This is a genomic window from Thalassobaculum sp. (genome assembly GCF_040219615.1).
GTDB lineage: Bacteria > Pseudomonadota > Alphaproteobacteria > Thalassobaculales > Thalassobaculaceae > Thalassobaculum_A.
On record NZ_JAVJSE010000041.1, the window covers coordinates 194,035 to 206,728 of the forward strand.

10 protein-coding genes are annotated in these 12,694 nt (G+C 73.0%); 3 read left to right on the top strand and 7 right to left on the bottom strand.

Annotation, left to right across the window (positions count from 1 at the left end; translation table 11 throughout):
• Nucleotides 1-2 precede the first annotated feature (2 nt).
• On the bottom strand, nt 3-1,334 hold the full coding sequence (locus tag RIC31_RS23850) for a DUF1186 domain-containing protein (RefSeq protein WP_350114040.1): 1,332 nt from the start codon (nt 1,332-1,334) through the stop codon (nt 3-5).
• A gap of 152 nt (nt 1,335-1,486) precedes the next feature.
• Here RIC31_RS23850 and RIC31_RS23855 point away from each other — a divergent pair, with 152 nt between their 5' ends.
• Nucleotides 1,487-3,034: an NAD(P)H-hydrate dehydratase gene (locus RIC31_RS23855; RefSeq protein ID WP_350114043.1), complete on the top strand. Its 1,548-nt coding sequence runs from the start codon at nt 1,487-1,489 to the stop codon at nt 3,032-3,034.
• Nucleotides 3,035-3,285: 251 nt separating this feature from the next.
• Nucleotides 3,286-3,762, top strand: coding sequence for a PAS domain-containing protein (locus tag RIC31_RS23860; protein WP_350114046.1), 477 nt, complete (start codon nt 3,286-3,288; stop codon nt 3,760-3,762).
• A gap of 24 nt (nt 3,763-3,786) precedes the next feature.
• On the opposite strand, the gene RIC31_RS23865 is transcribed toward RIC31_RS23860, so the two are convergent.
• The 5 genes from RIC31_RS23865 to RIC31_RS23885 are packed head-to-tail and all read right to left on the bottom strand — an operon-like array spanning nt 3,787 to nt 10,439.
• A complete protein-coding gene (locus tag RIC31_RS23865) occupies nt 3,787-4,296 on the bottom strand; it encodes a gluconokinase (protein ID WP_350114049.1) in 510 nt (169 codons plus the stop codon).
• On the bottom strand, nt 4,293-5,684 hold the full coding sequence (gene gnd / locus RIC31_RS23870; protein WP_350114052.1) for an NADP-dependent phosphogluconate dehydrogenase: 1,392 nt from the start codon (nt 5,682-5,684) through the stop codon (nt 4,293-4,295). The genes RIC31_RS23865 and gnd overlap by 4 nt, the downstream gene beginning before the upstream one ends.
• Nucleotides 5,671-7,674 (bottom strand): CocE/NonD family hydrolase, encoded by a 2,004-nt coding sequence (locus tag RIC31_RS23875; protein ID WP_350114055.1) that lies wholly within the window; start codon nt 7,672-7,674, stop codon nt 5,671-5,673. The genes gnd and RIC31_RS23875 overlap by 14 nt, the downstream gene beginning before the upstream one ends.
• Nucleotides 7,674-8,960 (bottom strand): NAD(P)/FAD-dependent oxidoreductase, encoded by a 1,287-nt coding sequence (locus RIC31_RS23880; RefSeq protein ID WP_350114058.1) that lies wholly within the window; start codon nt 8,958-8,960, stop codon nt 7,674-7,676. The genes RIC31_RS23875 and RIC31_RS23880 overlap by 1 nt, the downstream gene beginning before the upstream one ends.
• A 12-nt stretch (nt 8,961-8,972) precedes the next feature.
• On the bottom strand, nt 8,973-10,439 hold the full coding sequence (locus tag RIC31_RS23885) for an NAD(P)-binding domain-containing protein (RefSeq protein WP_350114061.1): 1,467 nt from the start codon (nt 10,437-10,439) through the stop codon (nt 8,973-8,975).
• A 230-nt stretch (nt 10,440-10,669) separates the two neighbouring features.
• Here RIC31_RS23885 and RIC31_RS23890 point away from each other — a divergent pair, with 230 nt between their 5' ends.
• Entirely contained in the window at nt 10,670-11,914 is a 1,245-nt protein-coding gene (locus tag RIC31_RS23890; RefSeq protein ID WP_350114064.1) for a pentapeptide repeat-containing protein, read from the top strand.
• Nucleotides 11,915-12,038: 124 nt separating this feature from the next.
• Here the strand turns inward: RIC31_RS23890 and RIC31_RS23895 are convergent, their stop codons facing one another.
• A complete protein-coding gene (locus tag RIC31_RS23895; RefSeq protein WP_350114066.1) occupies nt 12,039-12,692 on the bottom strand; it encodes a tetratricopeptide repeat protein in 654 nt (217 codons plus the stop codon).
• Nucleotides 12,693-12,694 lie beyond the last annotated feature (2 nt).

Below are 12,694 nucleotides of genomic sequence, written 5' to 3' on the forward strand. Positions count from 1 at the left end.
GATCAGCGCAGGCAACACTTCTTGTACTTCTTGCCGCTGCCGCACGGGCAGGGGTCGTTGCGCCCGACATGCCGCATGGGATCGACATAAGGCTGGTCGGTCGCCCGCCAGGGCGGGAGGCCGTCGTCGAACCCGTCCTCGCCCGGATACCCGTCGTCCTCGCCCGAGAAGCTCGCCCAGGACGACAGCGTGCCGATGGCGTCCTCGAACGGCCCGATATGGTCTTCGGCGAAGCCGGCGAGGCCTTCCGGGTCGCCGCGCACGAGGCGCACCCGTTCGCGGAACCAATCCATGTCCGTCGCGATGGGCTCGATGTAGCCCTGCTCCAGCAGAGTCGCGACTTCAGCCTCGAATTCCGCATAGCCGAGATTGGCGACGGCGCCGGCCCACCCGTCCCACACCGGGCTGTCGGCCCGCGGTTCCATGACCTGGCGCAGATGTCCTAGATAGGCGCGGGTCTCGTCTTCCGGAATCCGTCCGGTCCGGGTCAGGTATGCCATCGCATCGAGTGCGGCATAGCGGACGAACGGCTCGGCATCGGCAGCCTCGACGACCCGCCGCAGCGCCAACCGGTCGCCGTCGAAGGTGGAGACCAGGATGCGGCTCAGGTTCTCGGTGATGGCATCGCCGAGCAAATCTTCCGCGACGTCGGGCTCCATCAGCACTCTGCACAGCGATGGGAACGCCGCGGTTTCCTGCTTCTCCCCCAGGAGATGGACGGCCAGGAACAGGGCGTTGACCGTGCCGTCCGTCCGATCCGCGCCTGCGACGTAGTCCTCCAGCATCCGGAGGAAGCGGGGGGCAGCCTGGTCCCAGTTGTCCAGCGCCCACTGCATGGAACCCGTGGGCAAGCGGTCGCTGTCTCGACCTAGCTCGGCGATGGCGGCGTCGATATTCGGCGGACGCGTCTCGTCATCGCTGTCGCCATCGTCGAAGGAGGCGCGCCAGCCGTCCGCGGTGAGCCTCTCGACCGCCGCCTTGTACCGGGCCAGCGCGACCGCCTCCTGGTGTCCGTCGGCCTTCGGATGCGCCTGGTCGGCGGATCGCATGAGATCCTGAATGTACTGCAGAGCCTCACCGCCGACGGCGTGGAGGGCTTCGTGCCGGTCCAGCCCCTCCCGCATCAGGCGTTCGACCGTCCGCCGCACCGGCAGTTCGTTCCCCGCCGCGATCTGGTTCTCGACGGTCGTGTGGATGGCGGCGTGAAGCGGCAGATCGGGTACCCGGATACGCGCTCGTCGGTGATAGGCCTCGACGAGATCCGTTCGCAGGACCTCGTCCAGCGCCAGCCAGACTTCCGGCTTCGGTGCCGAGTGCGGGTCGTAGCGTTCCATCGGAGGCTCCGCTTCCGTTCGTAGCGACGATGCGAAACGCCCGAACCTAAGGCCGAACGGAGCGGCCCGCCAAGCCCGGCGTTCACGGCCCCGCGCTTTCGCGGCCGGGCGTGCCGGGCTAGGGTCGCGGTCATGCGACGAGGTCCATTTTGATGGCGTTCCCCGACGGTACCGAACACCTGCTGACCTGCGCCGAGATGGGCCGGGCCGATCGCCATGCCATCGACGGCGGGGTGCCGGGCGCGACTCTCATGGCGGCGGCCGGCGCGGCGGTGGCGACCGCGATCCGCCGGCGCTACCGGCCGCGGCCGGTGCTGGTGCTGGCCGGCCCCGGCAACAACGGCGGCGACGGCTGGGTGGTGGTGCGCGACCTCGCCGACCACGGCTGGGACGTCCGGGTGGCGGCACTGGGCGACCCGGCGGCCCTGAAGGGCGACGCCGCCTGGGCGCGGACGCTCTGGACCGGCCCGGTCGAATCGGCCCGGCCGGAGGCGCTCGACGGCGCCGGCCTGGTAGTCGACGCGCTGTTCGGCGCCGGACTGGCCCGCGACCTGGACGGGGTCGCCGCCGACACGGTCGCGGGCCTGGCGGCCCGGGTCGCCGCCGGAACCACGCTCTCCGTCGCGGTCGACGTACCGAGCGGGGTCGACGGCGACACCGGCCGGGTGCGGGGCGTCGCCGCGCCGGCCGACCTGACCGTCACCTTCTTCCGGCGCAAGCCCGGGCACCTGCTGATGCCGGGCCGGGCGCTGTGCGGCAGCGTGCGGGTCGCCGACATCGGCATCCCGGCCTCGGCCCTGGACGCCATCGCCCCGGCCGCGACGGTCGACGCGCCGGCGCTGTGGCGCGATGCCGTCGGCGGCCGCAGGACATCGGACCACAAGTACCGGCGCGGCCATGTGGTTGTGGTCGGCGGGCCGATGAGCGGGGCGGCCCGGCTGGCGCTCGCCGCCGCCCGCCGCTCCGGGGTCGGGCTGGCGACCGCGGCGGTGCCGCCGGGCGCCGTCGCGCTGTTCGCCGGCGACGCGCCCGGTGCCATCGTGCGCGAGGTCGACGGCGCAGACGGCCTGGCACGGCTGCTGGGCGATCCGCGCTACTCAGCGGTGGTGGTCGGGCCCGGCCTCGGCGGCCCCGACTTCGGCGGCAACGGCGCGCGCGGCCTGGTGGAGGCGGCGCTGGCGGCCGGGCGGCCGGTGCTGCTCGACGCCGACGGCCTGAACGCCTTCGCCGGCGCCGCCGAAGACCTCGCCCGGCAGATATCGGCGGCGACGGTCCTGACCCCGCACGAGGGCGAGTTCAAGCGGCTGTTCCCGGACATCGACCCGGCCGCTCTCGGCAAGCTGGCGGCGGCCCGCGCCGCGGCATCGGCGGTCGGCGCGACGGTGCTGCTGAAGGGGGCCGACTCCGTTATCGCCGCCCCCGACGGCCGGGCCGCGATCGCCGAGAACGCGCCGCCGACCCTGGCGACCGCCGGCTCCGGCGACGTCCTGGCGGGCCTGATCGGCGGGCTGCTGGCGCGCGGCGTGCCGGCCTTCGAGGCGGCCGCCGCCGGTGCCTGGATCCACGGCGAGGCGGGCAGGGCGGCGGGCGTCAGCGTGCTGGCCGAGGACATCGTCGGCCACATCGGACCGGTGGTCGAGCGCCGGTCCCCGGTGCCCCGGAATCTGCTGTTCCGCGGATTGTTCGGAGATGGCGGGTGAACCGCTCCCGCGGGCTCGGCGGGCGTTGCGGAACGATAACGACGGCATTTCGGCGCTCGCGGCGGGGAACCGATCGTGGGGAACTGTCGCGACGGCCAACCATTCCTTAAGCAATCGGTGCTACTGCACTCCCTGCCGGAAGCAATCACCGTCGCTGCCGACCGGTGGCTACCCGGCGTCAAGGTGTCCCGTCCAGGGCGCAATTCCAGACCACCAGACCAATAGGCCAGGCCCGGATGCTCAAGCCGGAGATGTTCGTATCTGTCAATCAGCCTCTCGATCTCTCGTCGGTCGGTGAATACCCGATCCTTTCGGAGGTTCTGCTCCACTGGCGGTGCGTGGGGGACGGCCGGCCGCCGCAGCGGATCGATCCCCTGAATCTGCCGCCCAAGGCGCTGCCATTCCTGATGCTGGTCGACCTCGAGGGAACCACCGACGCGGTGATCAGGCTGGCCGGCACCGCTGCCTGCGACATCCACGGCCGGGAACTGAAGGGGACGTCGGTCCACGACTTCTTCGGCGAACGGGACGCGCGTCTGGTCCTGAACGACCTTCATGCGGTCGCCGAGTCCGAACGTCCGACGCTGGCGCGCCGCTCCTACGTCTCGATCAACGGCAAGCCCTGGAGCTATATCCGGCTGCTGCTGCCGCTGCGCCCCGACGGCGGCGCGGTGACCCGGATACTGAAGGCGCTGGAGCCGAGCCGCTTCGTGGCCGTGGCCGCCTGAAGCCGGCGGCGGCGCTGCGTCGCCCTAACTCGGCCGCACTTCCTCCAGCGCGCCCAGGATCTGCGCCACGCAGGTCTCCGGCGCACCGCGCACGTCGACCACGATCGGCCGCTCGTCGGCGGCCGGCGGTTCCAGGGTCGCGAGTTGGCTGATCAGCAGCGAGGCCGGCATGTATTCGTGCTTGCGGGCCGCGATCCGGCTGCGGATCAGCGCCTCCTCGCCGGTCAGCTGCACCAGCCGCACGTCCTGCCGGTCGCCGATCAGGATGTCGCGGTAGGCGCGCTTCAGCGCGGAGCAGGCCAGCACCATGCCCTTGCCCTCGGCCCGCCAGCGGTCGATGTCGGCGGCCATGGCGTGCAGCCAGGGCCAGCGGTCGGCATCCTCCAGCGGCGTGCCGGTACGCATCTTCTCGACGTTGGCGGCCGGGTGGTAGCTGTCGCCCTCGGCATAGCCGCAGCCGAGCGCTTCGGCCAGCCGCCGGCCGACGGTGGTCTTGCCGACCCCGGAGACGCCCATCATCACGACGACCGTCATTCGCCCCTCCAGTCGGCGTGGAAGCTGCCGGGCCGATCGGTTCGCTCGAACCGGTGCGCGCCGAACCGGTCGCGCAGCCCCTGCAGGAAGTCGGCCGGCACCCGGTCGCGCGACATGCCGTCGACCCAGGCCAGCGCCGAGCCCATGGCCGGCACCGCGAACCGGCTCAGCGCCGCGGCGGCGACGGTGTTGCGCAGCCCCGGCAGCACCGAATGCATCTCGGCGGCCAGCGCGTCGGCCCGCAGCAGCAGCGCGCCGGCCGGCACCGTGCGGGCGGCGTCGGCCAGCCGGTCGAGCAGCGAGGCGCGCAGGATGCAGCCGGCCCGCCAGACCCCGGCGACGGCGGCGCGGTCGACCGACCAGCCCTCGGCGGCGTCGGCGGCGGCGATCAGGTCGAAGCCCTGCACGAAGGCCGCAAGGGTGGCCGCGTGGACCGCCGCCTCCAGGTCGTCGACGTCGAGTTCGACCGGTGAGGGCCGGGCGCCCGCCAGCTGCCGGCGCTCGTCGTCGCGCGACGACACCGCCCGGGCGAACACCGCCTCGGCGATGGTCGGCGCCGGCACACCGTAGTCGAGCGCCGCCAGCGAGGCCCAGCGCCCGGTGCCCTTCTGGCCGGCCCGGTCGGCGACCTTGTCCAGCAGCGGTGCGCCGTCGTCGTCGCGGGTGCGTACCACGTCGGCCGCGATCTCGACCAGGTAGCCTTCCAGCGGCCCGGCATTCCAGGCCGCGAACACGTCGCCGATCGCGTCCGGCGTCATGGCCAGGCCGTGGCGCATCAGGTCGTAGGCCTCGGCCAGGATCTGCATGACGGCGTATTCGATGCCGTTGTGCACGGTCTTCACGAAATGGCCCGCAGCACCCGTCCCGAGCAGGGCGCAGCACGGCTCGCCGGCCGGGGTGCGGGCGGCGATCGCGGTCAGGGCCGGGGCCACCCGGTCCCAGGCGTCGGGGTTGCCGCCGGCCATCAGCGCCGGGCCGAAGCGGGCACCTTCCTCGCCGCCGGAGACGCCGAGGCCGATCAGCTCGATCCCGGTTCCAGCCAGGGCGGCCTGCCGGCGGGCGGTGTCGCGGGCGTCGGCGTTGCCGCCGTCCAGGATCACGTCCCCCGGCTCGAGGCGGGGGCACAGGGCGTCGATCACCGCGTCGACCGCCGGGCCGGCGGTCACCATCAGCAGGATCGCGCGGGGGGCGGGCAGGGCGGCCGCCAGGGCACCCGGCCCGTCGGTCCAGACCGTCGCCGCCGGCAGTGCCACGCGGGCGGTCGCCGCCAGCTCGGCATCGCGCTCCCAGACCGCCAGCGGCGTGTCGTGGTCGGCGAGGTTGAGGGCCAGGTTGCGGCCCATGGTCCCGAGCCCGATCAGCCCGAGGCGCGCTTCAGACGACGTCACGGTCGATCTCGTCCTGCCATTGGTGCGAGGCGACGGGTGTACCGTGCTCGCTCGCCTCCAGGCAAGACTCGACCCGGAACCGGCCGGCGTCCGCGGTGACGGTCTGCCGGGTCACGGTCTCGACCGCCGGGCCGCCGTCCCAGGCCAGCGAAATGCGCCACGTCGACTCATAACGGGCCGAAGCCGGGTCGCCGGGCCGCAGCCGCCAGGTCTCCTCACTGACCGTGCGCTTCACCACGCCGACATCGTGAAGCCGCACGCGCCCGTGGTCGTCATAGGCCGCGATCCGCTCCTCGCCGTCGCTGCCGGTGCCGGCGGACCGGGTCGAGATCGGGGTCGACAGCGTGGTGGTGGACAGCGGGGGCGAGCCCTCCGGAGCCTCGAACTCCCAGGAGCCGCCGGCCGGGGCGGTCGGTAGTGCCAGCCGGCAGCGGGCCAGCCGCACGGTCAGCCGCACCGGCTCCGGCGACGGCCACAGCAGCGGCCAGTAGGACGACGACAGCACCAGGCGCAGCCGTTCGCCGATCCCGACGGTCTCGCCCAGGCCGTCGAGCCTGAACGCGACCTCGTACAATCGGTCGGGCTCGAGCCGGGCCGGCGCGCCGGGGTCGTCGCGGTGGGCCAGGTTGAGGCAGCCCCAGGACAGCCGCCGGACGCTGCCGTCGGGCGCCACCGCGCACAGCCGGGCCGCGACCTGGGCGAGCGGCCGGTCGGACGCCAGGGCCAGCCGCAGCTCCGGGCGGCCGAGCAGCGCCATCGGCTCGATCATCTCCCGGCTCTCGAACAGCACGGCCCCGGCATCGTCGGCGCCCTGGTCGAGCGGCAGCTCCGGCCCGTCGCCGAACGCCAGCCAGCGTCCGGCGGCAAAGGCTGTGCGGACCCGGTCGCCGATCTCGATCGTCTCGTCGGCCGGTCCCGGGTCCGGCGCCAGCCGGCCGGCGGTCGGGTACAGCACCCGGGTCAGGGTGCCCGGCGCCGGCCAGGCCGGCACCGCCAGCCAGTCGCCGTCGCGCCGCGCCGCCGACGGGCCCGGCACCCAGGGCCGCTGGACATAGGCGCGCAGGGCCGGGTCGGCCTCGACCCCGGTCGGCCGGTCCTTTAGCCAGCGGTCCCACCAGCGCAGCACCTCCTGCAGGAAGCCGATGGCCGGGCCGGGCCGGCCGAGATGCGGGTAGCGGTGGCCCCAGGGCCCGAGCAGCGCCTTGACCGGCGCACGGGCGTTCTCCAGCAGCTCGAACACTGGGTTCACGTAGCCGTCGACCCAGCCGCTGACCGACAGCACCGGGACCCGGACCGCGCCCCAGTCCTCGCAGATCGAGCCGTGGCGCCAATAGGCGTCGCGGGACTGGTGGCGCATCCATTCGGCGGTCAGCGGCTTGCGGGCCATGCGCTCCAGCCAGATCGCCCGCCAGCGCTCGCCGACCATCGCCGGTTCCGGCGGCCGGGCCTGGTAGGCGAACATCCAGGACGCCCAGGACGGGTTCTCGGTCAGCAGGCAGCCGCCCTTGAAGTGGACGTCCTCGGCGAACCGGTCGTGGGTGTGGCCGACCGCCACCACCGCGCCCAGGCTGGGCGGCCTGAGCGCCGCGATCTGCAGGCCGGCGAAACCGCCCCAGGAGATCCCGTAGATCCCGGTCCGGCCGCTGCACCAGGGCTGCGCCGCCGCCCATTCCAGCACCGCCAGGCCGTCGGCCTGCTCCTGCGCTAGGTACTCGTCCTGCAGCACCCCGTCGCTGTCGCCGCTGCCGCGCAGGTCGACCCGGATCACCGCATAGCCGTGGCCGGCCATCCAGGGATGCGAGACGGCGTCGCGCTCGGCGGTGAAGTCGCGCCGGCGGTAGGGAATCGGCTCCAGGATCGCCGGCACCGGGTCGGCTGCGGCATCGGCCGGCATCCAGATCTTCGCCGCCAGCCGGACGCCGTCCGGCATCGCGATCCAGACCGGGTCGTGCTCGACGACCTGGCGCGGGAAGCGGTCGACGATCCGCATCAGCCCTTGCCCTGGCGCCACAGGTTCCAGGCGTCGCGCGCCTGGTAGCTCCAGTATACGGCCTGGGCGTACCAGGTCCCGAGCCGGCCGCCGGCCGGGATCAGCCCGAACGGCGCGAACAGCTTCCAGCGCTCGTCGCCCTCGCCGATCGCCGAGGCCACCAGCTCGCCGCCCATGGTCGTGCTCGCCATCCCGTGCCCGCCATAGGCCTGACTGTACCAGACCCCGGGCCGCAGCTGGCCGATCTGCGGCATCTTGTGGACCGCGTAGCCCATGGTGCCGGGCCAGGCGACCTCGGCCTTCAGGTCGGCAAGCTGGGGATATACCCGGCGCAGGTCACCCATCATGGTGTCGACCAGCCCCTTGGGATCGGTCCAGCGGCTGATCCGCCCGCCCCACAGCAGGCGGGTGTCCGGCAGCGGGCGGTAGTAGTCGTTGGCGTAGCGGTCGTCGGAGACCCCGTTCGGCGCTCCGACGATATCCTTCAGGCGCTCGCCGACCGGCTCTGTCAGCACCACATAGGTGCCGATCGGCAGGATCGCGCGCGACAGCGGCCCGACCAGCCCCTCGATGTAGCCCGAGCAGCAGAACACCACCTGGTCGGCGGTCAGGGTGCCGTTCGCGGTGCGGATCCGCTTCGGCTCGGCCTGCAGGTCGACCGACAGCACAGGAGTGTCCTCGTGCACCGTGCCGCCCAGGGCCTCGATCATCGCCGCATTGCCGCGGGTGAAGTTCAGCGAGTGGAACGAGAAGGCGTCGGGGTTGAAGCTGGCGTCGTAGTAGCGCGGGCTGCGCCAGATCGAGCGCACCCTGTCGCGGTCCCAGACCTCGCGGCGCTCGCCGAAGGTCTCGTTCATGAAGTCGACCCGGCGCCGGACCGTGTCCCGGTCGTCGAACCAGGAACAGCCGGCGATGCCGTCGACGATCGGCATGACCCCGCCAGCGATGGCTTCGGCGCGCTTGCGCACCACCGATACGCCCATCTGGCTGAGCGCGTAGAGCTCCCGGGCCCGCGGCTTGCCGAGCTTGCGCACCAGGTCGCCGGGACCGAGCGCGAAGCCGGCCGACACGAAGCCGCCGTTGCGCCCGGATGCGCCCCAGCCGACCCGCCGGGCCTCCAGCACCGTCACCCTGCGGACGCGCTCGGCGAGGCCGAGGGCGGTGGCGAGCCCGGCCATGCCGCCGCCGACCACCGCGACCTCGGTGTGCGCCTCGCCCTCCAGCGGCGGTCGGCGGGCGTCGTCGGCGCGGGTGCGGGCGTAGTAGCTGTCGACGTAGTCGGTCATCGCGTGTCCTGGTCAGTCGGCGACGTCGGAGATCGACGCCGGGGGCGGGCGCAGGCGGGCGACGTCCTCGATCGAGAGCTCCGGGTCGTCGAAGGTCCGCAGAACCTGCTCGTGATGGGAGAGCTCCTCGCGGAACTCGGCGGCGGCGACCGCGTCGGCCAGGCGGTTGGCGCCGTCGCTGACCGCCGGGATGTCGCCCGAGACGCTGCCGTGGCTGAGGGCGGCGGCGAAGGTGAAGGCGTGGATCCGCCGCAGCCAGGGCAGGTCGCCCTCGACCCGCGGCTGCAGCTCGAAGCCGGGGCCGAGGTCCGGGAAGTCCAGGAACTCGTGATCGGCCTGGTGCGGTGGCGGGGTCACCAGCCGTCGCCAGGTGGCGATCCGGTCGGCCACCGGGGCCAGCAGCGGCGAGCCGGCCAGGTCGATCTTGAAGCCGGTTCCCAGAATGAGGTGGTCGACCTCGAACCGGCCGGCCGCGGACCGCAGCACGATCCTGTCGTCATGCCAGTCGGCGGCGGTCACGTCGGCCGAGGTTGCGGCGGCGAAGCGCGGGTCGTCGCACACCCGCAGGACCGCGGCCCTGGGCGGTGCGATCTTGGCGTCGAACAGATAGGTCATCACCCGCCAGCGGTCGGCCGGCGCCAGGGTCGGATAGCCGAGGGTGAAGCCCGGAAAAACGATACCCTTGAACTTGTTGACCCGTGGCATCTCGGGCTGGCGGGCCAGCAGCACCACCGAGGCGGCCCCGGCCTCCAGCGCCTCGGCGGCGTTGTCGAAGGCGGAAGCGCCGTAGCCGATCACCGCCACCGCCCTGCCGGCCATCGCCGGGAAGTCGACCGGCTCGGAGGTGTGCCAGACCCGTTCGGTGGGCAGGGTCTCGCTCCAGGCCGGCCGTCTCGGCACGGCGATGCCCTCGCGCCCGGTCGCCAGGATCAGGCGACGGGTATGCACGGTCTCGCGCCTGACCGGGCCCTTCAGCCGGATCGCCAAGCCGCCGGGCACCGGCTCGACCGCAATTGCCGACACCCGGTTCTCGACCGGCAGGTCCAGGACCCGGCGGTACCAGCGCAGGTAGTCCATCCACTGGGTCCGCGGGATCCGGTCGAGCGCTTCCCAGGCCCGTTCGCCCCACTGTGCCTCGAACCAGGCGCGGAAGGTGAGGGCGGGCAGGCCGAGCGCCGGTCCCGCCAGATGCTTCGGCGACCGCAAGGTGCGCATCCGGGCGTAGGTCACCCACGGGCCCTCGGTGCCCTCGGCGCTGCGGTCGACGATGCGCAGCCGGGTCAGGCCGCGTCGCCGCAGGGCGGCCGCGGCCACCAGGCCGCACATGCCGCCGCCCACCACCAGCGCGTCGAGCATCGGGAACCCGTCGGGGCCGTCCAGCGTTCTCGGCCAGGAGCCCGGCGGCTCGTTCAGGCAGGCGAGATCGTAGGCGAGGCGCCGTTCGAGGTCGGCGAGGGTGCGGGAGGGCGACGGGATCATCGGAGGCGGGGATTTCATTGGGACGCGTGGGAGCTTAACCGCGGACCGGACCGACGGCCAGCGGGACGCCGCGCGGCCGGGCAGAACGCGTCACCGCAATGCCAGCGGGCCGTCCGGGCCGGTTGCCGTCGGTCCGGCTGTCGAATCCGACCCGCTTGCTCCCGGCCGATTCCTGGCCGATTTCGCGCAATTTGCGTTAAACTGATCGGATCGGTTGTGGAAAGATGGCCATGGCGCCCTTGAAGCAGCAGGAACGTCGCCTGAAACGGCTCGGTCAGGCCGAGCTCGACGACATGCTTGTGCGCCACGCCCGGTTCCGAAGCGGCAAGCTCGGCGGCGCCCGGGCGGTGCTGTCCTTCCTCGACCTCAGCTGGCTGGATCTGCGCGGCGCCGACCTGACCGACGCTGACCTCACCGGTTCGGTCCTGGCGCGCGCCGTCCTCGACGGGGCCGCGCTGAACCATGCCTCGCTGTTTGCGGCCGATCTCAGCGGTGCCAGCCTGAACGGCGCGACCCTGACCAAAGCCGACCTGCGCGGCGCGCTGCTGCGTGGCGCCAGTCTGGTCGAGGCGAACCTGGTCGACGCCGATCTGCGCGAAAGCAACCTGGCGGAACGCGGAGAGCTCGACCGCGACCTGCACTGGCTGGAAATCGGGCCGACGGTTTCGCACCTCCAGCAGGCGGACTTCACGGCGGCGAACCTGTCGCGGGCCCGCTGCGCAGGCGCGATCTGCGTCAACGCGAACTTCTCCGACGCGATCCTGTGCGACACCCAGCTCGTGCGCTGCAACCTGCGCGGAGCCAACTTCAGCGGCGCGAACATGGCCGGCGCCGACCTCAGCTGGTCGAGTCTCGAGAAGGCCAACCTGCGCAATGCCCTGCTGTCGGGGATCACGCTCCGGATGACCGAACTCGGCGGCGCCGATACCCGCGGCGTCCTGACCGACAATCCGGTCGGCCGGTCGCTGGAGGACCTCGACGATCCGCTGAACGCCAAGATCGTGGAGCACGCCGTCTGGGTGGAGAGCGGTAGCGCCGCCGGCCGGCAGCTCGACATAACCGGCTGCGACATGCGCCCGGCCGGCGCCCTGGCGCGGGTCGATCTGACGGCCGCGATCGCCCCCGGCACGACGTGGTGCGCCATGGACCTGACCGGCGCGCGGCTCGGTGCCAGCCGGCTGCACGACGCCGACTTCCGGTTCGCGGTGCTGCGCGACGCCGACCTGCGGGGCGCCGACCTGCGCCGCTGCAAGCTGCGCAACGCCTGTCTGGCCGGTGCCAATCTGCGGGCCCTGGTTCTGGGCAGCGGCCGGACGCTGGCGACGCGGCTGGGCGGTGCGGATCTCACCTATGCCGACCTGCGGGGCGCCGATCTCCGGGGCGCCGACCTGAGTGCCGCGGACCTGGCGCATGCGGAACTCGACGGCTGCGACCTGCGCGGTGCCGACCTGACGGCGGCGACCCTCCCGGACTGACGGGCCGTCCGGGCTCCGGCAATGCCAAAGAGAGAGGGCCGGCCTTGGCGGGCCGGCCCTTGAGGTTACTGCAGGGAGCTCGGGAGATAAGCCCGGCGTGCCGGGCAGAAGCCGTCCGACGCGATCAGGGATTGCGGCGGGCGGAAACGGGTTGCACGGGCAGGGGCGCGGCGCCGTCATTCAGCGCCAGCGTGACTCCAGCCTGGCTCGCCGGGGACTCGGCGGGCGCCGCCGCGAGCGACCGGGACACCTCCAGGTTGGCACGAATCCCGTCATTGCCGGGCGACAGGGCGAGGGCCGCGCGATAGGCCAACTGGGCCTCGTCGTTCCGGCCCGCCAGGTCGAGGGCCAGCCCCTTGCCGTTCCACGCACGGTGGTCGGCGGCATCTTGCGCCAGCAGGGCATCGTACAGGGCCAGCGCCTCGACGGCCCGGTCCAGATCCAGGAGTGCGTCAGCCAGGCCGTGACGGGCATCGTCGTGGCGCGGGTCGATGGCCAGGACGGCCCGGAAGAACGCGGCGGCCTCGTCCGTTTCGCCGTTGCGGAGCGCCAGGCTCCCGAGCGCGGACAGCGGCGCCGGATCGTAGGGGTCGACCTCATGCGCCTCGCGGTAGAGTTCGGCCGCACGGACATCGCGGTTCCCGGCCTCTGCCTGTCCGGCCAGCGCGAGCAGGGCGGTCGACGTGGACGGCCCCTCGGCGCGGGCATGGTTGCCCAGGAGGGGGGCGGCGAGAACGCCGGCGATCAGCGCGGCAACGGCCAGGGTGTTCCGGTTCATCC